The organism is Oceanimonas sp. MB9 (genome assembly GCF_011319775.1).
In the GTDB taxonomy this organism is placed as follows: domain Bacteria; phylum Pseudomonadota; class Gammaproteobacteria; order Enterobacterales; family Aeromonadaceae; genus Oceanimonas; species Oceanimonas doudoroffii.
This window is the reverse complement of sequence record NZ_VFBE01000005.1, coordinates 280,248-307,071: the sequence shown is the minus strand read 5'-3', so window position 1 is coordinate 307,071 and position 26,824 is coordinate 280,248. Positions and strand designations below refer to the sequence as shown.

Below are 26,824 nucleotides of genomic sequence, written 5' to 3'. Positions count from 1 at the left end.
AAACAAGGTTCTGAATGGTGCCCAGCTGACTTTATCCCGGCAGCGAGTATACAATTGGCAACATTTCATACAGCCCGCCCCGCCGCAAGGAAGCCGACATGTCCTCGTTCAAGCCCTGTGAAATTCTGACGCTTCCTGCCGAAATGACCACCCATCAGCATCACTACAACCAGATGGTCATCGGCCTTAACGGACAAACCGAATTCGATATTGGCGGCAGTGGCTGCCTGCTCGGCCCCGGTCAGGGCTGCCTGGTGGCCTCCGAGCAGGATCATGCCTTTGGTGGACTGGGTCGCAACAGCATACTGGTGGTCAATTTGCCCCCGCTGGTCACCTCATGGCTGCCCGGCGGCGACGAGCGGCTGTCGGGCCTGTTTGACCAGCCTCGTTATTTTCAGCTGCCGCCACAGGCCCGGCAGCTGGTTTCGGCGCTCAGTCAGGAAATCAGCAGCCAGCCGGAAGACGAGCTGCTCGGCCAGGCCTGCGCCCATACCCTGATGTGTGCACTGCAGCGGCACATGGCCTTTGCCCAGGCCCGGCCCCGGCGCCCCCAACTGAACATGGATCTGATCGATGATTACATTCGGCTGCACCTGCACCGCAAGATCACCGTGACCCAGCTGGCCGGCTGCGTGTTTCTGGGGGAGAGCCAGTTTCACCAGCTGTTCAAGGAGCAGACCGGGCTATCGCCCTATCAGTACGTGTTGAAACAAAGGCTGGCCGAGGCCTGTCGGTTGCTGGTCTTCAGCCAGCACAGCCTGGCGGACATAGCCCAGCGCTGCGGTTTTTCCAGCCAGAGCCTGTTCACTCAGGTGTTCAGCCGGCACCACAATGTGTCTCCGGCCCGTTACCGCAAACTGCACGCCTGATCACAACCACACCAAAACCGGAGCTTTACTAAAAAAAACCGGAGCATTCCAAAAGACTCATCATTGGCCAGGCCCTACTATCCTCGACTATAACAAAACCTTAACCAAGGACCACGCGTCCTGCGTGTGCAAGTCAGGAATCCATCCTGGAGGAATAGGGAATGATTGAACCCAGCTTTGCCATTACCGGCACCTTTATCGTTTATCTTCTCGGCATGCTGGCGATTGGCTACTACGCCTATCGGCGTACTGCCAACTCGTCAGACTACTTTTTGGGCGGACGTTCGCTCGGCCCCTGGCCCGCGGCCATTTCCGCCGGCGCGTCCGACATGAGCGGCTGGCTGCTGCTCGGCCTGCCCGGCTACGCCTATGCCGCCGGCATGGAGTCGCTGTGGCTGGCCGGCGGCCTGCTACTGGGCACCTGGGCCAACTGGCAGTTCTGTGCCAAACGCCTGCGTACCTACACCATTATCACCGACAACGCCCTCACCATTCCCGAGTATCTGTCTCGCCGCTTTGAAGACGGCTCCAAACTGCTGCAGACCATAGCGGCGTTTTTCATTCTGCTGTTCTTCCTGTTTTACACCAGCTCCGGCCTGGTCGCGGGCGGCAAGCTGTTTGAAACGGTGTTCGGACTGGACTATCAGGTTGCCGTGGTCATCGGCACCGTCTGCATCGTGTCCTACACCCTGTTCGGCGGCTTTCTGGCGGTGTCCTGGACCGACCTTGTGCAGGGCCTGCTGATGGCGGCGGCGCTGCTGTTCGTGCCCATCGCCGCCATGGAAGGAGGCTTTGGCCAGCTCGGTCAGGATCTGTCCGCCATTAACCCCGAGTTGCTGACCCTGTGGAACGACATGCAGGGTGAGCCGCTGTCGCTGATCGCCATCCTGTCACTGGCCGCCTGGGGCCTGGGCTATTTTGGCCAGCCCCATATTCTGGCGCGCTTCAAGGCCACCCGCAGCAACAAGGACATCGGCACCGCCCGCCGTATTGCGGTCAGCTGGAGCCTGCTGTCCATGGCTGGCGCCGTCATGGTGGGCATGGTGGGCCTGCTCTACGTGAACAAGCAACTCGGTGGCGAGCTGGCCGACAGCGAAACCATCTTTATGGTGCTGGTGAACGCCATGTTCCACCCGGTCATCGCCGGCATTCTGCTGGCCGCCATTCTGGCCGCCATCATGAGTACCGCCGACTCCCAGCTGCTGGTGTCGTCCTCGGCGCTGGCCGAAGACTTCTACAAGCGGGTATTCAAGCCCGACGCCAGCTCGGAAAGCATCGTCAACGTGGGCCGCTTTGCGGTAATTGCCCTGTCGGTGATTGCCCTGGCGCTGGCCTTCAACCCCGACAGCACCGTGCTGGGGCTGGTGTCCTATGCCTGGGCCGGCTTTGGTGCCGCCTTTGGCCCGGCCCTGCTGTTCAGCCTGTACTGGCGTAACATGAACCGCAACGGCGCCCTGGCCGGCGTGCTGGTGGGCGGCGTGACCGTGGTGGTGTGGAAGCAGCTGTCCGGCGGCCTGTTCGATCTCTACGAAATCGTGCCCGGCTTTGTGTTTGCCTCTGTGGCCATCGTCCTGGTCAGCATCCTGACCGGCGGCGCCAGCCGCTCGGTAACGGCGACCTTCGACGATTACCAGAAGGGTCTGGATACCCTGGACTGATTGAGCGTAACAGCACCAAAACAAAAGGCCGGCAAATGCCGGCCTTTTTCATACGAGGTGAATACGGTTGTCAGCCCATCTGGGACTGCAGGTAGTTGGGCAGGCCGATGCGCTGAATGAGGCCCAGCTGCTGCTCCAGCCAGTGAGTGTGATCGTTCTCGGTGTCTTCCAGCAGCACCTGCAGCATGTCACGGGTCTGATAGTCCTGTTCCTGTTCGCACAGGGCCATGACCTTGCGCAGATCCTTGATCACCTTGTATTCCAGATCCAGGTCGCTCTGCAGCATGGAAGGCACATCCTTGCCGATATTGAGCGGTACTCGCGTCACCATGTCGGGGGTGCCTTCGAGAAACAGAATACGCTCAATCAGCTTTGAAGCGTGGCCCTTTTCATCCTCAAATTCGTGGTCGATGCGGGCAAACAGCTTGCTCAGACCCCAGTCGTCATACATGCGGGAGTGGATAAAATACTGATCCATCGCGCTCAGTTCACCGGCCAACAGCTCGTTCAGCGCGCCAATGATTTTTTGATTACCTTTCATGTTCTGCTCCGTTACAGTTGCGACTGCTGGTAATTCTCAAGACCAATCTTGCCGATAAGGTCGAGCTGGGTATCGATCCAGTCGAGGTGACCTTCTTCATATTCTTCCAGCTCGCACAACAGCTCCCGGGACACGAAATCGTGCACCGACTCACAGTAGGCAATGGCCTCTTTCAGCACCTGCAGCTGTTCTTCCACCTGCTGGCGATCACAGCCGAGCATTTCTTCGGTGTTTTCACCGATGCGCAACCGGTTGAGGTGCTGCAGATTGGGCAGGCCTTCAAGAAACAGGATGCGCTCGATCAGATCGTCCGCCTGTTTCATGTCCTTAATCGACTTTTTGTATTCGCGATCGTTCAGCTGCTGCAGGCCCCAGTTCTTGAACATGCGGGCATGCAGGAAATACTGGTTGATGGAGGTCAGCTCGATGCTGAGCACCTGGTTCAGGTACTCGATGACTTTGGTGTCGCCTTTCATAACCACTCTCCCTTTGAATGATGGCCATAAGGATAGACGCCAAGGGCCGTTTTTTCAAATTTAAACGCAATATAAGTTGTTGATTTAATTAACTTTAACTGTTAACAAGAACGAGTGGCATTCGCCCTCTTTATTGAGCCGGAACGCCGTCCCAACCGTTCATGGCAAAGCGGCGCTTTCCACCGTGCCGGCTCCTTCATTTTCCCCTGCCGTTCCTAGAAAAAATGAAAATATGGCTTGCCTTGACACACAAATGCAAATAAAAACAATTAACACTAACAATAAGGATACTCGTAATGGCCTTCACCCTTCCCGCCCTGCCCTACGCTTACAATGCGCTTGAGCCGCATCTGGATGCCATGACCATGGAGATCCATCACGGCCGTCACCATCAGACCTATGTGAACGGCCTGAACGCCGCGGTGCAGGATACTCCCTACGCCGATTGGCCGCTGGAGCGACTGCTGCGTGAAATAAACAGCCTGCCCGCGGCGCTGCAAACCGCGGTGCGCAACCACGGTGGCGGCCATGCCAACCACTCGCTGTTCTGGACGGTGATGTCTCCACATGGAGGCGGCGAACCCGAGGGGCGACTGGCCGATGCCATGGGCAATGCCTTTGGCAGCCTTGAGGCGTTTCGCGAGCAGTTTGTGCAGGCCGCCGTCAGCCGCTTCGGCAGTGGCTGGGCCTGGTTGTGCGTGGATGCTGACAAGCGCCTGCTGGTGACCAGCAGCGCCAACCAGGACAGCCCGCTGATGGAAGGCCTGACCCCGATCCTGGGGCTGGATGTCTGGGAGCACGCCTATTACCTGAAATACCAGAACAAGCGCCCCGACTACATCGCCGCCTTCTTCCAGGTGGTGAACTGGAATGAGGTGGCATCACATTACGAGGCGCTGTGCTGAGGAAGCCGCTGCCGCGCCACAGGCGTGACTACCGTCGGCCCCGCACCCTGGTGGGGCTGGCCATACTGGTGACCGGCGCCTGGCTGGTGCTCGGTCAAGGGGCTGAGGCATTGCTCGGGACCGATTCGGCTTTTTGGGCAGGCCTGCTCGGCGCCCTGCCGGGCTGAACAGGCAACTCTTAACAAAAAAGCCAGGGCCACTCTGTGACCCTGGCTTGTGTCTCGGCGCCGCGGTTATTTAATCCAGATGGGGTTGGAGTAGGCGCGCTTGCCGTTGCGGTCTTCCACCACCCACTGCATCCAGGTGTGGTTGGGCGGCACCGGCACGCCGGTCCTGAACCACTTGGCGCCGTTAATCTTCCAGCCGGCCACCTGCTTGCCATCCAGCCAGACCTCGGCCCGGGCCAGGCCCACCTCGGAGCGAAACTCCACCTGGCTTTCAGTGAAAGGCTGGGCGGTGCCGCCGAAGTTGGTGGTGATGGGATAGACCTGAGGCCCAAAGCTCAGAAAGCTGTGCCCCTTGCCGGCGGCGCTGGCATAGTCCGCGGTCAGCCGGCCATTGGGGGTGTAAGCATACAGCTTGCCGCTGTCTCCTCCCAGATACACCTTTTCACCCCGGCTCCAGCGCCGGCGCAGATCCTGCAGCCGAGCCTCAAAACCGGATGACGCCGGCGCCAGCTCCAGCAGTGCCAGCTCGGCACGGCCCTGGCCGGCATAAAGCTGCTTGTCGGCATTGAGGGCCCCCAGCGAGCCGGCGCTGAGCCAGGCGCTGACCTTACTGCCCTTGCGGTTTTTACGCAGATCGTCACTCTCGTAGAGAATGCCCAGCTCGTTCTGCAGGCTGGCGGCGGTCCAGTGGGCCTGCACCATGTTGGGCAAATCATTGTAGTCGGGGCGGGCGGCGACGCCCTCATTGCGCTCCAGCCGGTAGCCGGCGAACACTGACTCGGCAGACGGCAGCGTGGTGGACAGACGAATGCCGGCGGTGTCCCGGTTGACCTCGTAGCGGCTGGTCAGGGTGCGGCCCTGCCATTCCCGCCGCAGCTCAATCACCACCCGCTGGTCGCTTTGCTCCACCACCTGGAGCTCGCTCAGGCGTGGAGCCTGCTCACCCGGCACAAAGTCGAGGGAGCGCACCAGATCGGCGCCGTACCGGCCGTCACCGGCCAGCGCCAGATCCACCAGGGCGCCACTGTCGGCACTGATGGCAAAGGCGAAATACGGCGTACGCACCGTGATATCCTGTTCGCCGGTGGCATTGCCGCCCTCGATAAAGGTGGGCCCGTGCAACACCTCAAGGTTGACGGAAGCCGTGTTGGAGTCACCGCCCTTGGAGGCGCAGGCGGAAAGCACCAGGGCCGCCAGCAAGGGCAGCCCGGTTTGAGAAAAGCGCATGAATAACACCCCGAAACAATGAAAAATTTGCCATGGATTCTGACACTTTGGCGCCGAATCTCAATAGCCTGAATGCAGCGGCAGCGGCCAGCCCTTGCCTGGGCCCCCTGGACCACTCGGGCTTGCGCGTGGGCGCGACCAAAGCGGTCGTTCAGCCGGCCTTGCCGTCGAGCCAGGCCTCGGCTTCGCTCAGGCTTTCAAAGTATTGCACCTCGCTGCCCAGCATAAACCAGTCCATCAGGGTGGCCATCAGCTTTTCCTTGAAGTTGCAGCCCACCACCGCCAGCTTGCTGAATTCGTCACCGTGCTTGCGGGTGAAACGAATGTCTTCCCAGAAGGCCCGGGCTTCCCAGCCATTAAAGCCGGTCAGATCCACCAGGGCGAGAATGCGCGGCCCCTTCATCGCGGCCAGCTCCTGCTCCAGGCGCTGCTCCATCTCCCTGAAGTCGTCATAGGCGATGTCGCCGAAAATGCGCAGATTCAGGCGCAGGGTATGGTTGTCCTGGCGCGCCATCTCCACTTCCATGCCGTGTGCTTCAAGCATGTGTCCTCCCGTCGAGCTGTGACTGTGGGAGTAAGTATAGAGCCGCTCAGCGGCGGGAGTCGCCCATGCGCTCCAACTGCGTCAGCAGCCGGTTCAGGGTGTCTACCAACGGGCGGGTTTCGCCTTCCGCCAGGCCCTGCGCCAGCCGGTGCTCCCACTCCAGCACACGGGGCACCATGCGCCGGTACAGGGCCCTGCCCGCAGGGGTAAGGGCAATGCGTGCCGCCCGCTGATCCCGCGGGCTGGGGCTGCGCCGAATCAGCCCTTTTACTTCCAGCCCCTGCAGTGCCCGCGACACCTTGACCTTGTCCATGCAGGTGAGCTCGGCCAGCTCCCGGGCAATCAAGGCTCGGCCCTGACCGGTGACCGCCAGCAACCGCCATTCGGGCCGGGTAATGCCAAACTCTTCACGGTAAAAGGCCGCCAGCTCGCTACTGACCCGTTCGGCCACCTGCATCAGCTTGTAGGGCAAAAAGCGTTCCAGCTCAAAATCACTGTGATCATCCATGTAGGTCTTCCTGTCGGTCCGTTGAGGGGGCGCAGTGTAACCATTTTTGTGCCCGGCTTTGAAGTGGCCGCCACAACCGCGGGCGGACGGCTATAGTGTTTAGCATATGCATTCAGCGCAGGAGGGCACAGCATGAAAACGGAGTTCTCCTTTCCCCTGAGCGAAGGCGAGCATTCGCCTCAGGCTCACTGCGACCTGCCTGCCGGCAGTGTCGAACGGGAAATTGGCCGGGACGGCTTTTTCGGCCCGGCCAGCCACATGTATCACCGCCACCCGCCCACCGGCTGGAGCCACTGGGAAGGACCGCTACGGCCCCGCGCCCTCGATACCAACAAACTGCCCAAGCTCGGCCCGTCGCCCTGGGATGCAGCCCCGCTGCTGCACAATGAGCGCCTGAGCATTCGGCTATGGCGTTGCCAGGCCGCCATGGATCACCTGGTGCGCAACGGTGACGGCGACGACTGCCTGTTTGTGCACCAGGGCAGTGGCGTGCTGTTTTGCGATTATGGCCGGCTGCCCTTTGGCGAAGGAGACTACCTGGTGCTGCCCCGGTCCACCAGCTGGCGAATAGAGCCGGAACAGCCGGTCACCCTGCTGATGATAGAGGCCACGCGAGGGCGCTATCGGCTGGCGGACCGGGGACCGGCCGGGCGCCACGCCATTTTTGACCCCGGCGTGCTGGCACACCCGCGTATTGACGAGGCCTTTACTCGCCAGGCCGAAGCACCGGGAGAATGGCAGGTACGGCTCAAGGCCAGAGGCGGCCTCAACACCATCACCTATCCCTTTAATCCCCTCGACGCCATTGGCTGGAAAGGGGATCTCACCGCCCTGCGCCTCAACTGGCGAGACATAAGGCCGCTGATGAGCCACCGTTATCACCTGCCGCCTTCGGCCCACAGCACCTGGGTGGCCGACGATTTCGTGATCTGCACCTTTGTGCCCAGACCCATGGAGTCGGATCCCGGCGCGCTCAAGGTGCCCTTTTTTCACAATAACGACGACTACGATGAGGTGCTCTTCTATCACCGGGGCAACTTTTTCAGCCGGGACAATATCGACGCCGGCATGCTCACCTGGCATCCCTGCGGTTTCAGCCACGGCCCCCATCCCAAGGCCCTGGCCGCCGGTCGCCAACCCGGCCGAAGCGACACCGACGAGGTGGCGGTGATGATTGACAGCCGCCGTCCCCTGGAGCTGGCCTCCCTGCCCGCCGGGGTGGAGAACCCCGATTATGTGAATTCCTGGCAAGGCAAGGCCCGAGCCGAATAACGCGACCAAGGAGGAAATGGTGAAACTGGCCTCTCTCAAACACGGACGCGATGGACGTCTGCTGGTGGTGTCCCGGGATCTGCGCCGAGCCTGCAGTGCCGACGGCGTGGCCCCCACCCTGCAGGCCGCCCTGGATAACTGGGATAAATGCGAGCCGGCTCTGCGTCGCCTCTACCAGCGCCTGAACCGGGGCGAACATCAGGCTGCCTTTGCCTTTGATCCCGTCGAGTGCGCCGCGCCCCTGCCCCGGGCCTATCAGTGGGCCGACGGCAGCGCCTATGTCAGCCATATCGAGCTGGTGCGCAAGGCCCGGGGCGCCGAGATGCCGCCCAGTTTCTGGAACGATCCCCTGATGTACCAGGGCATGTCGGACGGCTTTCTCGGGCCTCATGACGACATTGAACTGGCCGATGAAGCTTGGGGCATCGACTTTGAAGGAGAGGTGGCGGTGATCACCGGTGATGTGCCCATGGGAGTGAATGAACACCGGGCACTGGACCATGTGCGATTGCTGATGCTGGTCAACGACGTGTCGCTGCGCCACCTGATCCCGGCGGAGCTGGCCAAGGGCTTTGGCTTTTTTCAGTCCAAGCCCGCCACCGCCTGCTCGCCGGTGGCCGTGACTCCCGACGAACTCGGCCGCCACTGGCACAATGGCCAGGTACACCACCGCCTGCGGGTAACACTGAACGGCGTCCTGTTCGGCGAGCCCCACGCCGGCACCGACATGACCTTTGGCTTTGACCGCCTCATCGCCCACGCCAGCCTGAGCCGCTGCCTGGGGGCCGGTACCATTATCGGCTCGGGCACCGTTTCCAACCGGGACCCAAATGCGGGCGCCTGCTGCATTGCCGAACGCCGCACTCGCGAACTGCTCGACATTGGCGAAGCCAGCACCCCCTTTATGCGCTTTGGCGACACCGTGCGCATGGAGATGTGTGATGCCGGCGGCCACTCCATTTTCGGCGCCATTGAGCAGCGGCTGACGCCCTACTCCGGGCCGGACCAATGACAACGTCGCCGCTGTGGACACCCTCCCCACTGCGAGTGCGGCAAAGTCGGCTGCACGCCTTTATGCAGCAGCTGAAACGGGAGCTGGGGCTGGAGTTTGCCGACTATGCCGCCCTGCATGCCTGGTCGGTGCAATACAGTGATCTGTTCTGGCAACAACTGTGGCGCTTTGCCGGGGTGACCGGTCACCAGGGGGGGATCACGGTGACGGACCCCGATGATGCCGAGCACGCCATCTGGTTTCCCGAGGCCCGGCTCAATTTTGCCGAAAACCTGCTGGCCCACGATCGGGTGCCGGGCCATGAGCCCGCCATTATCGCCCTGACCGAAGATGGCGATACTCAAACCCTGAGCTGGCACCAGTTGCAGCAGCAGGTGGCGGCGGTGTCCACCTGGCTCAATACCGCCGGGGTGGAGCCCGGCGATGTGGTGGCGGGCTTTATGCCCAATGTGCCGGAAACCCTGGTGGCCATGCTGGCCTGCACCAGCCTGGGGGCAATATGGACCTCCTGCTCCCCCGACTTCGGCGCCGATGGCGTGATTGAACGCTTTGGCCAGACCAGCCCCAAGGTGCTGTTTGCCGCCGACGGCTATCGCTATCACGGCAGAGCCCACGACAGCCGGGCCCGGGCCGACGCCATCATGGCGGCCATTGACAGCCTGACTCATCGGGTGGAAGTGCCCTGCCTGAACGACACCCCCGCCCCCGCCGGTATCACGCCCTGGCATCAAGTGCTGGCCGAGGGCCAGGGCGTGTCCCTGCGGTTTCATTCTATGCCCTTTAACGCGCCGCTGTATGTGCTTTATTCCTCCGGCACCACCGGCAAGCCCAAATGCATGGTACACGGCGCCGGCGGCACCCTGCTCAACCATGTCAAAGAACATGCCTTGCACTGTGATATTCGCCCCGGCGATCGCGTGTTCTATTTCACCACCTGCGGCTGGATGATGTGGAACTGGCTGGCGTCGGCCCTGGGCAGTGGTGCCACCCTGCTGCTCTATGATGGCGACCCTTTTTACCCCGATGCCGGCCGGCTGTGGCAATGGTGTGCCGAGCAACAGGTCAGCCTGTTCGGCACCTCGGCCAAATACCTGGAGGCACTGGAAAAGCGCGGCCTGCACCCGGGGCAGGAGTGTCACCTGGAGGCTCTGCGCACCTTGTGCTCCACCGGTTCACCGCTGGCACCGGAGCAGTTCGACTTCGTTTACCGACACATTAAAAGCGATCTGTCGCTGGCTTCCATTTCCGGCGGCACCGACATCTGCGGCTGCTTCGTGCTCGGCAATCCCCTCAGCCCGGTGTACCGGGGCCAGTGTCAGGGGCCGGGGCTGGGCATGGACGTCAGAGTGTTTGATGACAATGGCCGGGCCGTTATCGACGAGCCCGGCGAGCTGGTGTGCTGCAACGCCTTTCCCAACCGGCCGGTGGGGTTCTGGCACGATGCCGATGGCCACCGCTATCACGACGCCTACTGGGCACGCTGGCCGGGCGTGTGGCATCACGGTGACTTCGTCACTCGGACGGCCGAGGGCGGCATGGTGTTTCACGGCCGCTCCGACGCCGTGCTCAACCCCGGCGGCGTGCGCATCGGCACCGCCGAAATTTACCGACAGCTGGCGCGCTTTAAGGAAATCGCCGAGTCGGTGGTAATTGGTCAGCGCCGAGGCAATGACGAACGCCTGGTGCTCTTTGTGCAGCCGGCCAAGGGCCATGCATTGACGGCCGAGCTGACCGAGGCCATTCGCACACGGCTGAGAGAGGCCTGCTCACCCCGCCATGTACCGGCGGTGATCCTGGCGGTGAACGATGTGCCCCGCACCCGCTCGGGCAAGCTGGTGGAGCTGGCAGTGCGGGAAGTGGTGCATAACAGACCGGTGAAAAACCGGGAGGCCCTGGCCAACCCCGAGGCGCTGGCGCAGTTCAAGGACAGGCCGGAGCTTATCTGAAGACAGCGGGAAGCCATCAGTACGAGTAGGTTGTGATGAGCGAAACGAGTCCCAACCAATATAGACGACTGCGGCATGTTGGAATTCGCCGAAGCTCATTCCAACCTACGGACCATATCGGGCTGCTTATCGCTGTCAGCTGTCGAGGTAGCGTCCCTGATTCAGTTCGCGCTCACGCTGACATTCGGCCAGGTAAATCGCCGCCACCACCGAGGATTCCCGATGATGGTCGTCTATGGCCCGGGACACCATGCGTTCCAGGGTCTTGTCGTTTTTAGCCATGCGAAACTTGCGCAGCCAGTAGTGTTTATCCTGCAGGTCTTGCTTCGACTCTGTGTGTGTGTTCATTAACGGTGTGAATTCCGGTGAGGAAACAAAAAACGGCCAAAGCCTGAAAATAAGACGGTAAAAACAGCAAAATGGTTCCCGCACTCCGAGCGCGGGAACCACCGGCTCAGCGTGCCCGTGGCACGAAGCCGACGACATCATACACTTTGTCGAGGGTCTGCACCGCCTTGGCCCGGGCCTTGTCGGCGCCCAGCGTCAGCACACGACGCAGCTCGGTTTCGTCTTCCCGCAGCTCGTGAAAGCGCTGCTGAATGGGCGTGAGCATGTCCAGCACCGCTTCGGCGGTTTCGGTCTTGAGGTGACCGTACATTTTGCCCTCAAAATGCTGCTCCAGCTCGGCAATGGAGCGGCCGCTGACGCCGGACATCAGGGTCAGCAGGTTGGACACGCCGGGCTTGTTTTCGGTGTCGAAACGCACCACGGGCGGATCGTCCGAATCGGTGACGGCCCGTTTCAGCTTCTTGCTGATCTTCTTGGGATCTTCCAGCAGGCCGATGAAGTTGTTGGCGTTGTCGTCCGACTTCGACATCTTCTTGGTGGGCTCCTGCAGGCTCATAATGCGGGCGCCGTCCTTGGGAATAAAGGGCTCGGGTACGGTAAAGACGTCGCCGTAAAGCTGGTTAAAGCGATAGGCGATATCCCGAGTCAGCTCCAGGTGCTGCTTCTGATCGTTGCCCACCGGCACCTGATTGGCCTGATAGAGCAGAATGTCGGCGGCCATCAGCGCCGGATAGGTAAACAGGCCGGCGTTGATGTTTTCGGCGTAGCGGCTGGACTTGTCCTTGAACTGGGTCATGCGCGACAGTTCACCGAACTGGGTGTAGCAGTTGAGCACCCAGGCCAGCTCGGCGTGCTCGGGCACGTGGGACTGAATAAAAATGGTGCTCTGCTCAGGCTCCAGGCCAATGGCCAGATAGAGGGCGGCGGCGTCCAGGCAGGCCGAGCGCAGGGCTTGCGGATCCTGACGCACGGTAATGGCGTGCATGTCCACGATGCAATACAGGCAGTCGTAGTCCTGCTGCATTTTCACCCACTGGCGCAGGGCGCCCATGTAGTTGCCAATGGTCAGCTGGCCCGAGGGCTGGGCTCCGCTGAGTACTATGGGTTTAGCCATGATATTCCTTGTTTATCAATTTGTTAAATTCGAAGCAGCGGTACGAGAGCGGCAAAATCGTCCAGCACCCAGTCGGGCTGGCTGTCGGCAATGGGCCGGCCGTAGTTGTAGCCGTAGGTCAGCGCCGCCACCGCCATGCCAGCCGCCTTTGCCGCCAGCACGTCGTTCTCCGAATCGCCCACCATCAGGCTACGGGCCGGACTCACATCCAGCCGCTCGCACACATGCAGCAGAGGCGCCGGGCTGGGCTTTTTCTCGGCCAGGCTGTCGCCGCCCAGAGCCAGCTCAAAGTGGCTGCTCAGTCCCGCCGCCGCCAGAATGCCGGGCACGAAACGATAGGGCTTGTTGGTGATCAGGGCCAGGCGCTTGCCGGCACTGCGCAACCGCTCAAGGGTGTCGAGCACGCCGGGATAAAACACCAGGGCACCGTCGGCATGGCCGGCGTAGGCCTCATCGAACAGGCCACGGGCGTGGCGATGCAGCTCGGCGTCAGGGGCTTCTCCCCGAGCGGCGGTGAGTGCACGCTGTACCAGCATGTCGGCACCATTGCCCACCCAGTGACGCACCGCGTCCACCGTCTGAGTCGCGTGACCGAGACTTGCCAGCATGTCGTTGATGGCTTCGGCCAGCTGGGGCACGCTGTCGATCAGGGTGCCGTCGAGGTCGAACTGAACAAGATCAAAGTCAGCCATGGGCGGCAGCCAGCTCGCGGCGCATGTCGTCGATCACCGCCTTGTAGTCGGGCTTGCCGAAAATGGCGGAGCCGGCCACGAACATGTCGGCGCCCGCCTCGGCGATGTCACGAATGTTGTCGGGCTTGACGCCGCCGTCGATTTCCAGGCGAATGTTGCGACCGCTTTCGTTGATGCGGCGGCGGGCCTCACGCAGCTTGTCGAGGGTGCCGGCGATAAAGGACTGGCCACCAAAACCCGGGTTGACCGACATCAGCAGGATCACATCCACCTTGTCCATGACGTAGTCCAGGTAACTGAGCGGCGTGGCCGGGTTGAACACCAGGCCGGCCTGGCAGCCGTGCTCGCGGATCAGGCCCAGGGTACGGTCGATATGCTCGGAGGCTTCCGGATGAAAGGTAATGATGGAGGCACCGGCCTTGGCGAACTGGGGCACCAGGCTGTCCACCGGCTTGACCATCAAATGCACGTCGATGGGCGCGGTAATGCCGTAGTCGCGCAGGGCCTGACACACCATGGGGCCAATGGTCAGGTTGGGCACATAGTGGTTGTCCATCACATCGAAGTGCACGACATCGGCACCGGCTTCCAGCACTTTCGCCACGTCTTCTCCCAGGCGGGCGAAGTCGGCAGAAAGAATGGAAGGAGCTATCAAAAAGTCTTTCATGGGGTTACCTTGAGCGCAAAAAACGCACCGATTCTACCCCAGCAACCGGGGATTCTCTAGCGTCCATCCCCCATGAGTAGCCGGAAGATGTAAGCTTGAAGCGGTAAGTAAAACACGGGAGCCTGAAATCGGGATGCCCTGCCCGCTGGCGACCTCGGGCAGCTGACCGCTAATCGCTTACGTCTTACAGACTGTCACGGAGTGCGCAATGAACTGGAAATACAGATTGCAGGGGGTGCTGGCGGCGATGTTCGGAGTACAGTCGGAGCAACATCGCCGGGCCCAGTTCAGCGGCAGCCCCTGGCCTTATGTGGTGATGGGGGTGGTGGTGATTGTGTTGTTTGTGCTGGCGCTACTGGGCGTGGTGCAGCTGGTGCTTGGAGCCTGAAACGGAAGAAGGAAGACATAATTAAGCATACTTACTCACTTTATGTCTTATCTCTTGTGTCTTGCCTTTTACTTCTTACATTTTGCCCGGAGCAAACAGCGCCAGCAGCTCGTCGACCTTCTGGCGATTATGACCATGACGGCTGATGGTGCGCTTGACCGCCACCACATCTAGGCTGGCGTCCCGGTATAACTCCCGGGTCAGCGGAATGTCGTGGTTGCTGATCAGCACCGGCACGCCTCTGGCGGCCGTTTCCCGAGCCAGCCGCGCCAGAATGGCCTGATCGTCCAAGGTGAAACCGTTGGCGGCATAGGTGGTGAAACTGGCGGTACTCGACAGCGGCGCATAGGGCGGATCACAGTAAAACACCTGCTCCGGCCGGGCACCGGCAAATACCTCGGCGTAACCCTGGCAGACAAAGGTGGCCTTTTGCGCCTTTTCTGCAAAAAACCACAGCTCCTTCTCGGGAAAATAGGGCTTCTTGTAGGCGCCGAAGGGTACGTTAAAACCGCCCTTGCGGTTGTAGCGGCACAGGCCGTTGTAACCATGTCGGTTCAGGTACAGAAACAGCAGCGCCCGCCGCCAGGCATCCTGCTCCTGGTTAAATTCGGTACGCAGGCCGTAATACACCGTCTTGTCATTATTGGCGGACACAAAAAGCCCGGCAGCCTCACGAACAAAGGCCTCGGGCCGGTTTTTCAGTAGCTGATAAAGGTTGATCAGATCGGCATTGATATCGGCCAGTACATAGGCATCGAAGTCGGAATTGAGAAACACCGAGCCGGCCCCCACAAAGGGCTCGACCAGGGTGCGCCCTTCGGGCAGGCGGCGGTTGATGTTGTCCACCAGGCCGTATTTTCCACCAGCCCATTTCAGGAAGGCGCGGGTTTTCGTCATTGTTGCCATGCTTGCCGAACGGTGTGAGGGGCGCGCATTGTACCCCCATGCCACGCCCATGGCTATGGGCTGGCTTCTTTCTGCACCTGGCCAAAGGGCTTGGGCCAGGGCTTGGCTGCACGCAATTCGGCAGGCAACAGATCGATGGCCCGTCTGGCCTGCTCCGCCGAAGCAAAGTCACCGAAGATAAGCACAAACCAGGGCTGGCCGTTCAGCTGTCGGGCATATACCCAGGCCGGCTGCAGGGTGTGGCGGCTGGCCAGCTGCTGCAGGGCCTGCCGATCCTTGCTCGCCATCAACTGCAGGGTATAGTGACCAGCCGGCTTTTGGGACAAGGACGATGCAGGCGTAGCGGCTGGCGCCGGTTGCGCCGCCGACGTGGCATCGGCCGGCACCCTGGCCGCGGCCAGAGCCTCGCCAGACTTGCGCTGCAGCAGCTGGCTGACCACCTCGTCCTCAATCACTACCCGCTCCTTGCTGCTGTCATCGGGTGACTCCACGACCTGAGTAGTCACTCGAGGCTCCTCGGGCAGCGGCTGAGCCGGCCACTCCCCCGCCAGCCGTTCGGCCGAGGGCTCGGCGGCGGATAACGGCGCACCGCTCCCTTCGGGCGTCAGGGTCAGGGGTTGGGCCGGCGCCTCGGGCAACGACTCTGCCTGGAACGGCTGAGCCACCTCGGGCTGCGGTGGCTCCCTGTCCAGCAGCAAGCTAACCAGCAGCAACAGGCCAAGCAGGATCAACCCGGTCAGCAGAATTTTCACCGGTTTTTGTTCCAGCCATTGCCGGTAGGTAGGTGTTCTCATGCTTGGCTCCGAAGTCGCGACCAGATCGCCGGGATAACGCAGCGTCGCCGGCTGGTCGGACGCCGTCACCCCGAGGTGTGTACATAACTGCCGTTTATCTTCCTCGCTCAGCTCGGGAACTTCAAGCTCCAGCACCGGCAGATCGGGCTGGTTGCGCAGCAGGCTGCGCACGCCACCGGCCCAGGCCGGCGAGCCCAGCAACAGTACAAAGGGACGTTGCGCCTCCGGCAGCCCCAGGCACAGCTCTGCCAGCTCCTGCAACTGGGGATCGGTCAGCCACTGACCGTTCTCCACCACCAGCAGCCGTCGGCCCGGGGCCGCGGGCAGCAGCCGGGTCACCGACTCCAGCAGGTGATCATCGGGATCGAAAATGGCATCGCTGAACCAGTCACTCAGCAGGGCATCGCGAAAGGCGGCCTGGCTGGTAAGCTGGCGAGCGTCCAGGGTGGCAGCAGCGGGCAGCCCGGCCTGCTGCACCAACAGGCCGGCCAGGGTACGTTTGCCGGCTCCGGGCGGACCACTGAGCAACACCAGCCCCTGTTCAAGACGGGAAAGGTGCAGCAGCCGCTCCAGCAACTGCTGCTGGGATGACAGGATCAGCACTGTTTCGGCAGCCACGCGCGTCGCCCTTACGCCAGCACTTGTGCCAGCTGGGCTTCGGTTACATCACTCACCACCTGAGCCCGGCCTATCCCCATCGGCAGCACCAGCCGCAGTTTTCCGGCCAGTACCTTTTTGTCGCGCATCATGTGCGGCAGGTACTGGGCCAGGGACATATTGCCGGGGCCGGTTATCGGCAGTCCGGCCGCGGCCAGCAGCGCCTCGACCCGAACCACCTCAGCATCACTCATGTCGCCGCGCAGCCGGGCGGTATGGCAGGCTTGAACGGTGCCGGCGGCCACCGCCTCACCGTGCAACCAGTTACCGTAGCCCATCTCCGCCTCGATGGCGTGACCAAAGGTGTGGCCCAGGTTGAGCAGGGCGCGCACGCCATGTTCTCGCTCGTCACAGGCCACCATTTCCGCCTTGATTTCACAACAGCGACGAATGGCATAAGACAGTGCCTCGGTATCGAGTTGCTGCAGCCGGTGCAGGTTGACCTCCAGCCAGGCAAAGAAGTTGGCGTCCCAGATAATGCCGTACTTGATCACCTCCGCCATGCCGGCGGCAAACTCCCGCGCCGGCAGGGTCTGCAGGCAGGCGGTGTCGATCAGTACCAACTCGGGCTGGTAAAAGGCACCTATCATGTTCTTGCCGAGCGGGTGGTTGACCGCGGTTTTGCCGCCCACCGAGGAGTCGACCTGGGCCAGCAGCGTGGTAGGCACCTGAATAAAGGGCACCCCCCGCTGATAGCAGGCAGCGGCAAAACCGGTCAGGTCGCCAATCACACCGCCCCCCAGGGCTACCAGGGTAGTGTCACGGCCATGACCACTTTCCAGCAGCCGGCCCATCACCTGGTTGAAGGTATCCAGGCTCTTGTACTGCTCGCCGTCGGGCAGCACCAGGCTGTCTACCTTCAGCGGCGCCAGGGCCGCCAACAGTGCATCCAGGTACAGCGGCGCCACCACCTCGTTGGTGATCACCAGTACCTTGTTGCCCTTGATGGCACCTTTCAGCAGGCTGCCGTCGGCCATCAGGCCATCGGCGATCAGGATGGGGTAGCTGCGCTCACCCAGGTTGACGGTTAACCTTTCCATGGAGCTCCCGAGGCTTAAAGGCCGATAAGTTCGACGATCTGGTTGGCCACCAGCTTGGCACTCTGCTCGTCGGTGCGCACCACGTAATCGGCCACTTCCAGATAGAGTTCGTTGCGCTCGTCGGCAAGGCGCTCCAGCACATTCCGCGGCGCCTCTTCGGTTTGCAGCAGCGGACGGCGCTTGTCTTTCTGCACTCGGGCCAGCTGCTTGTCTACCGTGGTCTCCAGGTACACCACTATGCCCCGGGCCGACAGCCGGTTGCGGCTTTCACGGCTCTTGATGGAGCCACCGCCGGTGGCGAGCACGATGCCCTGCATCTCGCTCAGCTCGTTGATTACCTTTTCTTCGCGTTGGCGGAAGCCTTCTTCGCCTTCTACATCAAACACCCAGCTGATGTCGGCACCGGTGCGGCGCTCGATTTCCTGATCAGAGTCATAAAACTCCATATGCAGTTGTTGCGCCAGGTATTTGCCAATGGTGCTCTTGCCCGCACCCATAGGTCCCACTAGGAAGATATTGCGTTTCTCAGCCATGTTGCACGAAATTCTCACAAACAAATGCGCCCCACGAACACCGCGGGGTCGACGATGAACCTAACCTTGATTTTCTGAAACTGGACGCCGGATTATCGCAACTGCGCCGCCGGCTGGCAAGGTGTACGCCGCCGGCCCGTAAACCGGCGGTCAATCCTTATATGCTGTCGTGCACGATACGGGGGGTGACAAAGATAATCAATTCCCGTTTGCTGTTGTTGTCCCGAGTGGTCTTGAACAGGTTGCCCACCACAGGAATGTCACCCAACAGCGGCACTTTGGTGACGTTTCGAGTGATATTTTGCTGAAAAATCCCCCCCAGCACCAGGGTTTCGCCGTCGTTAACCAGCACCTGGGTGGTGATCGACTGGGTGTTGATGGCCACCGCCTCGCCGCCGGTGGCCTGGGGAATGCGCTCGCCGATGGCGTCCTGAGTCACGGTAAGATCCAGTACCACCCGGTTGTCGGGGGTGATCTGGGGCGTCACCTTGAGACTCAGCACCGCGTCCTGAAACTGTACCTCGGTGCCACCTTCTCCCGACGAACTGGAATAGGGAACTTGAGTGCCCTGCTCGATCAGCGCCGGTTTCTGATTGGAGGTGGTGACCCTGGGGCTTGCGATGATCTCGGCGCGGTTTTCCCGCTCCAGCGCCGACAGCTCCAGATCGAGAATACGCCCGCCATTTAGCTTGGCTATCTGAAAGGCCACGTTGCCGGCGGCGCCGGCCACCGGCAGGTTAACGTTGAGCGAGGTGTCATTGTCGGATCTGAGCCCCTCTAGGGTGCCACTGACCGACTGGGTGTTACTGCCGCTGGTGTTGTCGTTGCTGTAACCCCAACGCACCCCGAATGCCTCTTCAAAGCCGTCGTCTATGGTCACCATGCGGGCTTCGATCACTACCTGCTTGATGGGAATGTCCAGCAACGACAGCATACGGCGAATGCTTTCTATGCTGGCCCGAGTGTCCTTGATCACCAGCATATTGGTCCTGTCATCCACCGCAATAGCACCTCGCTCGGTCAGCAGGCCGGTGCTTTCATTGGTGAGCAGGGCCACCACGTCGGCGGCTTTGGCGTAGTTGACCTGCAGAAATTCGGTCTCCAGTGGTGCCAGTACTTCCTGGGCCTGCTGATGTTCCAGCTGGCGCTGCTCCTGCTGGGCCAGCTCCGCCGCCGGTGCTACCAGCAGAATGTTGCCGTCCAGCCGCTTGCCGAGGCCACGCACCTGCAAAATGGTGTCCAGCGCTTGCTCCCAGGGCACGCCGTCCAGGCGCAGGGTCAGGTTACCCTGCACCGAGTCGGTGGTCACCAGGTTGAAATTATTGAAATCGGCGATCAACTGAAGCACGGTACGCACCGGAATATCCTGAAAATTCATGGAAATGGGCTTGCCGTCATAGCGCTTTTGGGTGACCGAAACGGCCTTGGCCCGCGTCGCCGGCACCAGCTCCAGCACGAACAGGCGCCGGGACTGATCATAGTGATAATCATAGGCTTCGGTGGTGGACACGGTAATCAGTGCCTTGTTGCGTTCGCGTCGTACTTCGATACGTTCCACCAGGGTAGCGAAGTCACCGACCCGGTAGCTCTTGAGCTGAGCCTCCGGCACATGGGTGTTGTGAAAGCTGACGATCAGCTGATTGCCCCGCTCCTGCATATCGACCGCCGCACTGGGGTTGTCGAGGCTTATCAGCACCTGGCCCTGGCCCTCGCGACCACGGCGAAAATCGATGCCGCCGATGGCGTTGGTGGCGCCCGGCGGCAGCGCCGTACCAGTGCTGGTGGTACCGGCCAAATCCTTGCCCAGTAACAATCGCACCCGATTGCCCTCCGGCTGCAAGCGATAAGGCAGGGGCTGCGCCATGGAAATCACCACCTCCAGGGCACCACTCACACTGCGCGCTTCTACGGCTTCGATACCAAGGCGCTCAACGGGAATACGGTTTTCCAGCAGCGCCGAGGTCGCGCCTGGCATGCGCAACACCAGCCGGTTAGGCGCACCCAGCATGCTGTCGGTAACGACGGGAGGCTCGTCGAATTCCAGCTCCAGCGCCAGCTGTTCGCCCGCCAGGGGATTGATCCGTATCTGCTCCAGGCTGGCCGCCAGCGTCGGCGCTGGGGCCGCCCATATCAATGCCAACGCCATGCCGGTTACCAGCCTCAGGGCCGTTGTTTTCAACATAATGCGCACTCCCTGCAATCATTGTTATGTCGTTATGGCTGGCCCTGGGCCAGCTCCAGCGCGGTCTCTCTCTTGTTCCAGCACCCCCGCCCATCGGGCACAAATTCCTGCAGGGTCACACCGTCGCGCTCGATGCGAATCACCCGGCCATGGTTCAGACCCATATGATGACCAATGTCGATGATGTGGGTTTCTCCGTCCTGGGCACTGATCAAGGCCTTGATGCCGCCGGCGTTTTGCAGGGTGCCCCTGAGATAAAGGTTGCTAAGGGAGTACTGCTCCAGCGGCTCACGGGCGCGCTGCAGGTTCGGCTGTTCGCAGTTCACCGGTCCTTGTTTCTCCTGGACCACGCCTTCCGGCTTCGGACTCACAAAGGGGCTGCGGCGCTCATCCGGCCGGTAGTCTTCGGGCACATACTGGTTGACCTCCGGCACCGGCTCGGGCGGAACCGCCGGGCGGGAACGCACCTGGGCCACATACTGGCGCAGATCGTCCTGCTCCGAACAGGCCGTCAGCATCAGCAGCAGGCTCAGGAGCAATACCCTGTTCATGGCGCCTCCCGTTCATTGTATTTGTAGGTCTTGGCCAGCATGCTCATGCTCAGTTGCTCATCCTCAAGCCGCACCAGGCTGAAGCTGTCGAGGATTACGATACGCGGCAGCCCGGCCACATCCGCCACGAAACGGCCCAGCTGATGATAGTTTCCTCGCACTATGATACGCATGGGCAGCTCGGTGGAGAATTCGCCGGGCTGCTCCGCCTCCCAGTTGATGCGCTCAATGCGCAGGCCATTGTCGGTGGCGATATAGCTGATATCGTCCAGCAGGCCGGCAATTTCCAGGTTGCTGGGCAACTTGCGCAGCTCGTCCTCCAGCTGTTTCCCAAGCATCAGCAGTTGCGCTTCATAGGACGGCAGCAGGGCGGCCTGGGCGGCCTTTTGCTCAAAGGTGGTTTTCAGCCCAGTCTCCTGGGCCTGCGTGCGTTCCAGCAGCGCCAGGCTGTCGCGAATGAAGAAATAACCAATCAGCACCATTAGCAGCACAGAGATCACCACCACCGTCAGCACCTTGGCCGACCTGGGCCACTGGCCGATATTCTCAAAGTCCAGTTCGTTGAGTTCCTGCCAGTTCATGGCTGACTTCCTTCTGTGACCACCTTGATGCGCATGGAAAACTGGCTGAGGGCGATGGGCTGGGTATCGCTGGCATAGATAGAGCCCAGCCGGGGCTCGGTCAGCCAGCGCGACGCCTCAATACCGCGCAGCATGCTGGCTACCCGCGGGTAGGCCTCGGTCTTGCCCACCAGTTCAATGCGATCGCGGGCCACGTCCATTGAGCTCAGGTACACGCCCGGCGGCACCAGGGCCGGCATTTGATTGAACAGCCGCACCGAAAAGGCGCGACGTTGCTGCAGGCCTTCGATCAGCTGCATGCGCTCCAGCAACCGATCCCGCTGTTTAATGATGTCGCCGATACGCCCCAGCACCTGATCCAACCTGGCGGTTTCCACCTGCAGGTAACGATTACGCTCCTGCTGATGGGCCACCAGCTGGTGAATACGCAGGTTGACCAGCAGCATCAACGCCACGGTCAGGGTGGCGGCCACGCCCAGCAGCACCATGAAGTGTTTTTTCTGTCTGGCCTTGAGCGCTTCCCGCCAGGGCAGCAGGTTTATTCTGGACATGGCGTGAAGCTCCTCAGTGCCAGCCCCAGAGCCGTAGTATAAGCGGCGGTATTGGCATACTGCCCCTCCCCCAGCAGGTGCTCGAAATGGGGTTGAAGTACCGGCATGCCCAGCTCCTGCTCCAGTATCGACGCCAATCCCGGCAACTGGCTGCCGCCTCCGCTCAGAAACAGGGCCTTTGGCGTCTGCCCGCCGGAACTGCTGGAAAACAGCTGAAGATTACGACGTATATGCTGCAGTATGTCGGTGATGTGTTGCTGCTCCACTTCTTCCCGTAACGGCACCGCCTGAGCCGGATCCAGCTTGGCGCGCTCCGCCTGATCTTCGGGAATATTGTTCATCTGGCTCAGGTCGCGGGTAAAATGAGCCCCGCCGAAGTTCTGCAGCCGGCCGTAGATCACTTCTCCCTGATCCAGCACCGCAAAACTCAGGCATTCCGCCCCCAGATCGACCAGCGCCATCACCTCCGTGTGTACTCCCTGAGCCTGAAGCAGTGCCTGAGCGGCCCGGGCCAGGGCATGTACGCCAATGTCCACCACCTTTGCCTCCCAGCCCGCCTGGTTCAGCGCTGCCAGACGGGTGGAAATGCTGTCGGTGCGAGCGGCGCTCAGCAGAATGCTGTCCCGATCCGGACGAGTGCGGCTGGGGCCGAGGTTTTCGTAGTCCAGGCTGATTTCTTCCAGCGGAAAGGGAATATGCTGCTCCGCTTCCAGCAGCACCTGGTTTTCCAGATCATCGGCAGACAGGCCGCGGGGCAACAGAATGATTTTGGTGGCGACATTGCTGCCGGTGACCACGGTCGCCACCTGGCTGATACGAGTATCAAGCCGCAGCCGCAGGCGCTTGAGCGCTTCGCCGACCACCTCCACATCCTGCAACTGGTGATCAACAATGCTGTTTTTGGGCAAGGGGACCGAGGCCATGGCTTCCAGCCGAATGTGTTCCGGCGTGCCCCGCAGGGCCACCGCCTTGAGGCAGTTGGAGCCGAAATCGATTCCCACCATCCACTGCGCATCCTTTTTTTTGAAAAGGTTCCACATAAGGCATCCATGCTGTTGTTTTTGTTGGCCCGATTTAGCTTAGCCTAGTTCAGGAAGACTCAAATGTACTTATTCATGATTTGGTACAGGTCTCAACAAAGCACTCGAATCCGACAAGGGGCACAGGATATACTTGCCGATTGTTGGTTAAAAAATGATATGTGAGTTTCTTCCATGTTGAAATGGCTCGTGCGCCTGATTGTTCTGGCGCTCTTTCTTGGTCTCTCAGGCGTGATTGCCGTGGTGGTGTTTTATCAGCAGCTCAGCAGCGATCTGCCCGATGTTTCCACCCTCAAGGACGTGCGCCTGGAAACCCCGATGCGCATCTACAGCCAGGACGGCGAGCTGATCTCCCAATACGGGGAGCAACGGCGCACCCCGGTATCGGTCGGACAAATGCCGCCACTGTTGATCGATGCCTTTCTCGCGACCGAAGACGCCCGCTTTTACGAACACCCGGGCATCGATCCGGTGGGTATTGCCCGCGCCGCCCTGGTCTGGCTGACCACAGGCGAAAAACGCCAGGGCGCCAGCACCATTACCCAGCAGGTGGCGCGCAACTTTTTCCTCAGCCGGGAAAAAACCGTGGTGCGCAAGGTCAAGGAAATCTTTCTGGCGCTGCACATTGAGAGTCAGCTGAGCAAGGACGAAATTCTGGAGCTCTACCTCAATAAAATCCCCCTCGGCCATCGCGCCCACGGTGTGGGGGCCGCCGCACAGGTGTATTACGGCAAGGAGCTGGCCGACCTGACCCTGGCGGAAATGGCCATGATCGCCGGCTTGCCCAAGGCCCCGTCCACCCTTAACCCCATCAGCAACCCGCTGCGCGCCGGCGAGCGCAGAGCGGTGGTGCTGGGGCGCATGCTGGAGACCGGCAAAATCACCCAGGCCCAGTATGATGAGGCCATGGCCGCCCCGGTGGCGGCCCGCTATCACGGTGCCGAAATCAGCCTGAACGCTCCCTACCTGGCAGAGATGGCACACCAGTTCGCCCTGTCCATGTTTGGTGAGGAAGCCTACACCCGCGGCCTCAACATCTACACCACGGTGCAGGCCGACGAGCAGCAGGCGGCCAACCAGGCCCTGATCAACGGCCTGCTCGCCTACGACCTGCGTCACGGCTACCGGGGGCCCGCCGCCACCCTGTGGCAGGGCGGTCAGCCCTGGAGCACCGAGCGCATTGCCGAACACCTGCACGAGCTGCCCGCTTACTGGCCCTTGAAGCCGGCGGTGGTAACCGCGGTCGGTGAGCGCAGTGCGGTCCTGATGATCAAGGACAAGGGCGAAGCCACGCTGGACTGGGACGGTCTCAAGTGGGCACGCCCCTACATCGCCGACAATCGTCAGGGCCGCGCCCCTCGCCAGGCCAAAGAGATTCTCAAGGCCGGCGAGCAGGTTTGGGTGCGCCCTCAGGGTGAAGGCTGGATGCTGGCCCAGGTGCCCGAGATCAACGGTGCCCTGGTGGCGCTGGAGCCGGGCAGCGGCGCCGTAACCGCCCTGGTGGGCGGCTTCAATTTTACCCTCAACAAGTTCAACCGGGTGGAGCAGGCAGAACGCCAGATGGGCTCCAATATCAAGCCCTTTATCTACTCCACCGCGCTGGATCACGGCTTTACCCTGGCCAGCCTGGTGAACGATGCCCCCATCAACCATTGGGACGTCGGCAGCGGCAGTGCCTGGAAACCGCGCAACTCACCCAACGTGTATGATGGCCCCATTCGTGTGCGCGAGGCCCTGGCCCGCTCCAAGAACGTAGTGTCCATTCGCCTATTGCGGGATAGCGGCATCGCCAACGCCATGCAGCGGCTCAACGCCTTTGGCTTTGACACCGACAGTATTCCGGCCACCGAGAGCCTGGCGCTGGGCTCCCCCTCGGCCACACCGTTGCAAATGGCCACCGGCTACGCCGCCTTTGCCAATGGCGGCTACAAGGTCACCCCCTTTGTGGTGGAACGCATAGAAGATGCCCAGGGTGTGGTGCTGTATCAGTCCGAGCCGTCACGGGAGCGCATTATCAGCGAGGAAAACGCCTTTCTGGTGAGCTCGGCACTGAGCTCGGCGATTCAGGGTGGGGCCAGCGGCGACCGACGCTGGAACGGTACCGGCTGGCGAGCGGGGCGTGCCCTGGGTCGCGGCGACATCGCCGGCAAGACCGGAACCACCAACGACTCCCGTGATGCCTGGTTCTCGGGCTTCAGCACGGCCCGGGTAGCCACCGCCTGGATCGGTTTTGACGACTTCGGCCGCCCATTGGGCCGTACCGCCTACAACCCAAACCTGGGTCGGAATCAGGTGGCCGGCGGTGAATTTGGCGGCAGCACCGCCTTGCCGGTATGGGCCGATTACATGAAGGTAGCGCTGTCGCACTTTCCCGAACAGGCCAGGCCTCAACCCGAAGGCCTGGTGACCGCCACCATAGACACCAGCACCGGGCTGCTCAGCAACGGCAAGGGACGTACCGAGTATTTTGTAAAAGGCAGCGAACCCAACCGCTACAGCCGCCCCGACAGCCATCAGCGCTTCGGCGGCACCAGCGTGACCGACGAGCTGTTTTAACACCGTTGATGATCCAAAAGGGCGCTGCCTATGCAGCGCCCTTTTTTATTACATCAATTCCTTCAGCAACTTGCTGATCACTCGGGCCATTTCATTGAAACAGGGCCGACGCACCGAATGGGCCCGATGCAACAGGGCAATGGTGCGGCTGGGCTCGGGGTCGGTTACCTTGAGGTAGCTCACTCCGCTTTCCCCATTGTGCTCCCCCACCGCCAGCTGCGGGATCAGGGTCAGCCCCGAGCCCGCCGCCACCATGTTGCGCAGGGTTTCCAGGCTGGTGGCCTTGAAATGATTGTCTTCACCGATGCCGGCGGCAAAGCAGAAGCCCATGGCCTGTTCCCGCAGGCAGTGGCCGTCTTCCAGCATCAGCAGTTTTTCCCCCTTGAGCTCGTCGAGCCGAATCTGCTCCCGTCCAGCCCAGGCATGCTCCGCCGGCAGCGCCAGCAACATGGGCTCATCGTAAAGGGCAAGTGACCCAAACTGGTCCATATTGTCGAGCTGCGCCAGGATAAGGCAGTCCAGTTCGCCATCCGCCAGCTGCTTGAGCAACACCTGGGTCTGGGCTTCGTAGAGAAAGATATGCAGCTCGGGAAAATGCCGTTTCAGCGCCGGAATGATATGGGGCAGCAAATAGGGGCCAACGGTGGGGATCAGGCCAATATGCAGCTCCCCCGACATGGGCTCGGTAAAGGTGCGGGCAATGTCGCGCAGATCCTTGGTTGCGGCCAGCACGCGCCGGGCCTGCGCGGTGATGGCATCCCCCGCCGGGGTGAACAGCACCTTGCGGGACGTGCGCTCCATCAGCAAAACCCCGAGCTCATCCTCCAGCTTGCGCAACTGACCGCTCAGGGTAGGCTGGCTGACGAAGCACTTTTCCGCCGCCTTGCGAAAGTGGCGCTCTTCGGCAAGCGCCACCAGGTATTCAAGATCCCGTAAATTCACCGTTTCACCATGGTTATCAATTCCTTTAACGGCATGATCCTCGATTTGGATGAGAATGGGAAGACAGGAGAAGCGGCCATAGGGTCGGTATAGCTTCAATGCCGCTCTGTTCACTGCCATCCATGGCATGTGAACAGAGCGGCTCAGGTAATTCCTG

General features: G+C 61.3%; 28 protein-coding genes. 9 read left to right on the top strand and 19 right to left on the bottom strand.

Annotation, left to right across the window (positions count from 1 at the left end; all coding sequences use genetic code 11):
- Window positions 1-98: 98 nt before the first annotated feature.
- Entirely contained in the window at window positions 99-869 is a 771-nt protein-coding gene (locus tag OJHNALOF_RS04715) for an AraC family transcriptional regulator (protein ID WP_165661307.1), read from the top strand.
- Between the two features lie 161 nt (window positions 870-1,030).
- Window positions 1,031-2,527, top strand: a complete 1,497-nt coding sequence (gene putP, locus OJHNALOF_RS04710; protein ID WP_094200244.1) for a sodium/proline symporter PutP — start codon at window positions 1,031-1,033, stop codon at window positions 2,525-2,527.
- A gap of 70 nt (window positions 2,528-2,597) precedes the next feature.
- Here putP and bfr (OJHNALOF_RS04705) read toward each other — a convergent pair whose 3' ends face one another.
- Together bfr (OJHNALOF_RS04705) and bfr (OJHNALOF_RS04700) are read right to left on the bottom strand one after the other, a co-directional pair.
- The gene (bfr, locus tag OJHNALOF_RS04705; RefSeq protein ID WP_094200245.1) at window positions 2,598-3,068 is read right to left on the bottom strand and encodes a bacterioferritin; all 471 of its coding nucleotides are present in this window, start codon (window positions 3,066-3,068) and stop codon (window positions 2,598-2,600) included.
- 11 nt (window positions 3,069-3,079) lie between these two features.
- Window positions 3,080-3,544, bottom strand: coding sequence for a bacterioferritin (gene bfr / locus OJHNALOF_RS04700; protein WP_094200246.1), 465 nt, complete (start codon window positions 3,542-3,544; stop codon window positions 3,080-3,082).
- 296 nt (window positions 3,545-3,840) lie between these two features.
- On the opposite strand from bfr (OJHNALOF_RS04700), the gene OJHNALOF_RS04695 reads away from it, so the two are divergent.
- Entirely contained in the window at window positions 3,841-4,449 is a 609-nt protein-coding gene (locus tag OJHNALOF_RS04695; protein WP_165661306.1) for a superoxide dismutase, read from the top strand.
- A complete protein-coding gene (locus OJHNALOF_RS04690; RefSeq protein ID WP_165661305.1) occupies window positions 4,443-4,616 on the top strand; it encodes a hypothetical protein in 174 nt (57 codons plus the stop codon). The genes OJHNALOF_RS04695 and OJHNALOF_RS04690 overlap by 7 nt, the downstream gene beginning before the upstream one ends.
- A 66-nt stretch (window positions 4,617-4,682) precedes the next feature.
- Here OJHNALOF_RS04690 and OJHNALOF_RS04685 read toward each other — a convergent pair whose 3' ends face one another.
- The 3 genes from OJHNALOF_RS04685 to OJHNALOF_RS04675 form a co-directional block, all read right to left on the bottom strand.
- A complete protein-coding gene (locus OJHNALOF_RS04685; protein WP_165661304.1) occupies window positions 4,683-5,843 on the bottom strand; it encodes a hypothetical protein in 1,161 nt (386 codons plus the stop codon).
- A gap of 151 nt (window positions 5,844-5,994) precedes the next feature.
- Window positions 5,995-6,387 (bottom strand): STAS/SEC14 domain-containing protein, encoded by a 393-nt coding sequence (locus OJHNALOF_RS04680; protein ID WP_165661303.1) that lies wholly within the window; start codon window positions 6,385-6,387, stop codon window positions 5,995-5,997.
- Between the two features lie 46 nt (window positions 6,388-6,433).
- Window positions 6,434-6,895: a MarR family winged helix-turn-helix transcriptional regulator gene (locus OJHNALOF_RS04675; RefSeq protein WP_094200250.1), complete on the bottom strand. Its 462-nt coding sequence runs from the start codon at window positions 6,893-6,895 to the stop codon at window positions 6,434-6,436.
- 132 nt (window positions 6,896-7,027) lie between these two features.
- Between OJHNALOF_RS04675 and OJHNALOF_RS04670 the strand changes: the two genes are divergently transcribed.
- From OJHNALOF_RS04670 to OJHNALOF_RS04660, 3 genes are read left to right on the top strand one after another with little or no spacing between them, the layout of a single operon-like run.
- Entirely contained in the window at window positions 7,028-8,167 is a 1,140-nt protein-coding gene (locus tag OJHNALOF_RS04670; protein WP_165661302.1) for a homogentisate 1,2-dioxygenase, read from the top strand.
- A 19-nt stretch (window positions 8,168-8,186) separates the two neighbouring features.
- Entirely contained in the window at window positions 8,187-9,179 is a 993-nt protein-coding gene (locus OJHNALOF_RS04665) for a fumarylacetoacetate hydrolase family protein (RefSeq protein ID WP_165661301.1), read from the top strand.
- Window positions 9,176-11,125, top strand: a complete 1,950-nt coding sequence (locus OJHNALOF_RS04660; protein WP_165661300.1) for an acetoacetate--CoA ligase — start codon at window positions 9,176-9,178, stop codon at window positions 11,123-11,125. Before OJHNALOF_RS04665 ends, OJHNALOF_RS04660 begins: the two co-directional genes overlap by 4 nt.
- A 135-nt stretch (window positions 11,126-11,260) precedes the next feature.
- Here the strand turns inward: OJHNALOF_RS04660 and OJHNALOF_RS04655 are convergent, their stop codons facing one another.
- The 4 genes from OJHNALOF_RS04655 to rpe form a co-directional block, all read right to left on the bottom strand.
- Window positions 11,261-11,473, bottom strand: coding sequence for a hypothetical protein (locus OJHNALOF_RS04655; RefSeq protein WP_094200253.1), 213 nt, complete (start codon window positions 11,471-11,473; stop codon window positions 11,261-11,263).
- A gap of 106 nt (window positions 11,474-11,579) precedes the next feature.
- On the bottom strand, window positions 11,580-12,587 hold the full coding sequence (gene trpS / locus OJHNALOF_RS04650) for a tryptophan--tRNA ligase (RefSeq protein WP_165661299.1): 1,008 nt from the start codon (window positions 12,585-12,587) through the stop codon (window positions 11,580-11,582).
- A 23-nt stretch (window positions 12,588-12,610) separates the two neighbouring features.
- Window positions 12,611-13,279: a phosphoglycolate phosphatase gene (locus OJHNALOF_RS04645; protein ID WP_165661298.1), complete on the bottom strand. Its 669-nt coding sequence runs from the start codon at window positions 13,277-13,279 to the stop codon at window positions 12,611-12,613.
- Entirely contained in the window at window positions 13,272-13,946 is a 675-nt protein-coding gene (rpe, locus tag OJHNALOF_RS04640; protein WP_094200256.1) for a ribulose-phosphate 3-epimerase, read from the bottom strand. Before rpe ends, OJHNALOF_RS04645 begins: the two co-directional genes overlap by 8 nt.
- A 208-nt stretch (window positions 13,947-14,154) precedes the next feature.
- Here rpe and OJHNALOF_RS04635 point away from each other — a divergent pair, with 208 nt between their 5' ends.
- Entirely contained in the window at window positions 14,155-14,334 is a 180-nt protein-coding gene (locus OJHNALOF_RS04635) for a DUF2970 domain-containing protein (RefSeq protein WP_165661297.1), read from the top strand.
- 75 nt (window positions 14,335-14,409) lie between these two features.
- Here OJHNALOF_RS04635 and OJHNALOF_RS04630 read toward each other — a convergent pair whose 3' ends face one another.
- The 9 genes from OJHNALOF_RS04630 to pilM all read right to left on the bottom strand — a co-directional run bounded on the left by OJHNALOF_RS04630 (window position 14,410) and on the right by pilM (window position 23,133).
- Window positions 14,410-15,231, bottom strand: a complete 822-nt coding sequence (locus tag OJHNALOF_RS04630) for a Dam family site-specific DNA-(adenine-N6)-methyltransferase (RefSeq protein ID WP_165661296.1) — start codon at window positions 15,229-15,231, stop codon at window positions 14,410-14,412.
- A 62-nt stretch (window positions 15,232-15,293) separates the two neighbouring features.
- A complete protein-coding gene (locus OJHNALOF_RS04625) occupies window positions 15,294-16,652 on the bottom strand; it encodes an SPOR domain-containing protein (RefSeq protein ID WP_165661295.1) in 1,359 nt (452 codons plus the stop codon).
- Between the two features lie 11 nt (window positions 16,653-16,663).
- Entirely contained in the window at window positions 16,664-17,731 is a 1,068-nt protein-coding gene (gene aroB / locus OJHNALOF_RS04620) for a 3-dehydroquinate synthase (protein WP_165661294.1), read from the bottom strand.
- Between the two features lie 14 nt (window positions 17,732-17,745).
- The gene (gene aroK, locus OJHNALOF_RS04615; protein WP_094200261.1) at window positions 17,746-18,264 is read right to left on the bottom strand and encodes a shikimate kinase AroK; all 519 of its coding nucleotides are present in this window, start codon (window positions 18,262-18,264) and stop codon (window positions 17,746-17,748) included.
- Window positions 18,265-18,421: 157 nt separating this feature from the next.
- Window positions 18,422-20,446: a type IV pilus secretin PilQ family protein gene (gene pilQ, locus OJHNALOF_RS04610; RefSeq protein ID WP_240919635.1), complete on the bottom strand. Its 2,025-nt coding sequence runs from the start codon at window positions 20,444-20,446 to the stop codon at window positions 18,422-18,424.
- Window positions 20,447-20,478: 32 nt separating this feature from the next.
- Complete coding sequence (locus OJHNALOF_RS04605) at window positions 20,479-20,997, bottom strand: pilus assembly protein PilP (protein ID WP_165661293.1); 519 nt, start codon at window positions 20,995-20,997, stop codon at window positions 20,479-20,481.
- Complete coding sequence (locus OJHNALOF_RS04600) at window positions 20,994-21,578, bottom strand: type 4a pilus biogenesis protein PilO (protein WP_094200263.1); 585 nt, start codon at window positions 21,576-21,578, stop codon at window positions 20,994-20,996. Before OJHNALOF_RS04600 ends, OJHNALOF_RS04605 begins: the two co-directional genes overlap by 4 nt.
- The gene (locus tag OJHNALOF_RS04595; protein ID WP_094200264.1) at window positions 21,575-22,129 is read right to left on the bottom strand and encodes a PilN domain-containing protein; all 555 of its coding nucleotides are present in this window, start codon (window positions 22,127-22,129) and stop codon (window positions 21,575-21,577) included. The genes OJHNALOF_RS04600 and OJHNALOF_RS04595 overlap by 4 nt, the downstream gene beginning before the upstream one ends.
- Window positions 22,117-23,133: a type IV pilus assembly protein PilM gene (pilM, locus tag OJHNALOF_RS04590; RefSeq protein WP_165661292.1), complete on the bottom strand. Its 1,017-nt coding sequence runs from the start codon at window positions 23,131-23,133 to the stop codon at window positions 22,117-22,119. Before pilM ends, OJHNALOF_RS04595 begins: the two co-directional genes overlap by 13 nt.
- Before the next feature lie 210 nt (window positions 23,134-23,343).
- On the opposite strand from pilM, the gene OJHNALOF_RS04585 reads away from it, so the two are divergent.
- Window positions 23,344-25,725 (top strand): penicillin-binding protein 1A, encoded by a 2,382-nt coding sequence (locus OJHNALOF_RS04585; protein ID WP_094200265.1) that lies wholly within the window; start codon window positions 23,344-23,346, stop codon window positions 25,723-25,725.
- A gap of 48 nt (window positions 25,726-25,773) precedes the next feature.
- Here the strand turns inward: OJHNALOF_RS04585 and oxyR are convergent, their stop codons facing one another.
- Window positions 25,774-26,667, bottom strand: a complete 894-nt coding sequence (gene oxyR / locus OJHNALOF_RS04580) for a DNA-binding transcriptional regulator OxyR (protein WP_094200266.1) — start codon at window positions 26,665-26,667, stop codon at window positions 25,774-25,776.
- Between the last annotated feature and the right edge of the window lie 157 nt (window positions 26,668-26,824).

What these genes read in the sequence shown, in the direction of transcription:
- OJHNALOF_RS04715 (WP_165661307.1), top strand. Translation starts at nt 99, where the DNA reads ATGTCCTCGTTCAAGCCCTGTGAAATTCTGACGCTTCCTGCCGAAATG.
- putP (WP_094200244.1), top strand. Translation starts at nt 1,031, where the DNA reads ATGATTGAACCCAGCTTTGCCATTACCGGCACCTTTATCGTTTATCTT.
- bfr (WP_094200245.1), bottom strand. Translation starts at nt 3,068, where the DNA reads ATGAAAGGTAATCAAAAAATCATTGGCGCGCTGAACGAGCTGTTGGCC.
- bfr (WP_094200246.1), bottom strand. Translation starts at nt 3,544, where the DNA reads ATGAAAGGCGACACCAAAGTCATCGAGTACCTGAACCAGGTGCTCAGC.
- OJHNALOF_RS04695 (WP_165661306.1), top strand. Translation starts at nt 3,841, where the DNA reads ATGGCCTTCACCCTTCCCGCCCTGCCCTACGCTTACAATGCGCTTGAG.
- OJHNALOF_RS04685 (WP_165661304.1), bottom strand. Translation starts at nt 5,843, where the DNA reads ATGCGCTTTTCTCAAACCGGGCTGCCCTTGCTGGCGGCCCTGGTGCTT.
- OJHNALOF_RS04680 (WP_165661303.1), bottom strand. Translation starts at nt 6,387, where the DNA reads ATGCTTGAAGCACACGGCATGGAAGTGGAGATGGCGCGCCAGGACAAC.
- OJHNALOF_RS04675 (WP_094200250.1), bottom strand. Translation starts at nt 6,895, where the DNA reads ATGGATGATCACAGTGATTTTGAGCTGGAACGCTTTTTGCCCTACAAG.
- OJHNALOF_RS04670 (WP_165661302.1), top strand. Translation starts at nt 7,028, where the DNA reads ATGAAAACGGAGTTCTCCTTTCCCCTGAGCGAAGGCGAGCATTCGCCT.
- OJHNALOF_RS04660 (WP_165661300.1), top strand. Translation starts at nt 9,176, where the DNA reads ATGACAACGTCGCCGCTGTGGACACCCTCCCCACTGCGAGTGCGGCAA.
- OJHNALOF_RS04655 (WP_094200253.1), bottom strand. Translation starts at nt 11,473, where the DNA reads ATGAACACACACACAGAGTCGAAGCAAGACCTGCAGGATAAACACTAC.
- trpS (WP_165661299.1), bottom strand. Translation starts at nt 12,587, where the DNA reads ATGGCTAAACCCATAGTACTCAGCGGAGCCCAGCCCTCGGGCCAGCTG.
- OJHNALOF_RS04645 (WP_165661298.1), bottom strand. Translation starts at nt 13,279, where the DNA reads ATGGCTGACTTTGATCTTGTTCAGTTCGACCTCGACGGCACCCTGATC.
- rpe (WP_094200256.1), bottom strand. Translation starts at nt 13,946, where the DNA reads ATGAAAGACTTTTTGATAGCTCCTTCCATTCTTTCTGCCGACTTCGCC.
- OJHNALOF_RS04635 (WP_165661297.1), top strand. Translation starts at nt 14,155, where the DNA reads ATGAACTGGAAATACAGATTGCAGGGGGTGCTGGCGGCGATGTTCGGA.
- OJHNALOF_RS04630 (WP_165661296.1), bottom strand. Translation starts at nt 15,231, where the DNA reads ATGACGAAAACCCGCGCCTTCCTGAAATGGGCTGGTGGAAAATACGGC.
- aroB (WP_165661294.1), bottom strand. Translation starts at nt 17,731, where the DNA reads ATGGAAAGGTTAACCGTCAACCTGGGTGAGCGCAGCTACCCCATCCTG.
- aroK (WP_094200261.1), bottom strand. Translation starts at nt 18,264, where the DNA reads ATGGCTGAGAAACGCAATATCTTCCTAGTGGGACCTATGGGTGCGGGC.
- pilQ (WP_240919635.1), bottom strand. Translation starts at nt 20,446, where the DNA reads ATGTTGAAAACAACGGCCCTGAGGCTGGTAACCGGCATGGCGTTGGCA.
- OJHNALOF_RS04605 (WP_165661293.1), bottom strand. Translation starts at nt 20,997, where the DNA reads ATGAACAGGGTATTGCTCCTGAGCCTGCTGCTGATGCTGACGGCCTGT.
- OJHNALOF_RS04600 (WP_094200263.1), bottom strand. Translation starts at nt 21,578, where the DNA reads ATGAACTGGCAGGAACTCAACGAACTGGACTTTGAGAATATCGGCCAG.
- OJHNALOF_RS04595 (WP_094200264.1), bottom strand. Translation starts at nt 22,129, where the DNA reads ATGTCCAGAATAAACCTGCTGCCCTGGCGGGAAGCGCTCAAGGCCAGA.
- pilM (WP_165661292.1), bottom strand. Translation starts at nt 23,133, where the DNA reads ATGGTGGGAATCGATTTCGGCTCCAACTGCCTCAAGGCGGTGGCCCTG.
- OJHNALOF_RS04585 (WP_094200265.1), top strand. Translation starts at nt 23,344, where the DNA reads ATGTTGAAATGGCTCGTGCGCCTGATTGTTCTGGCGCTCTTTCTTGGT.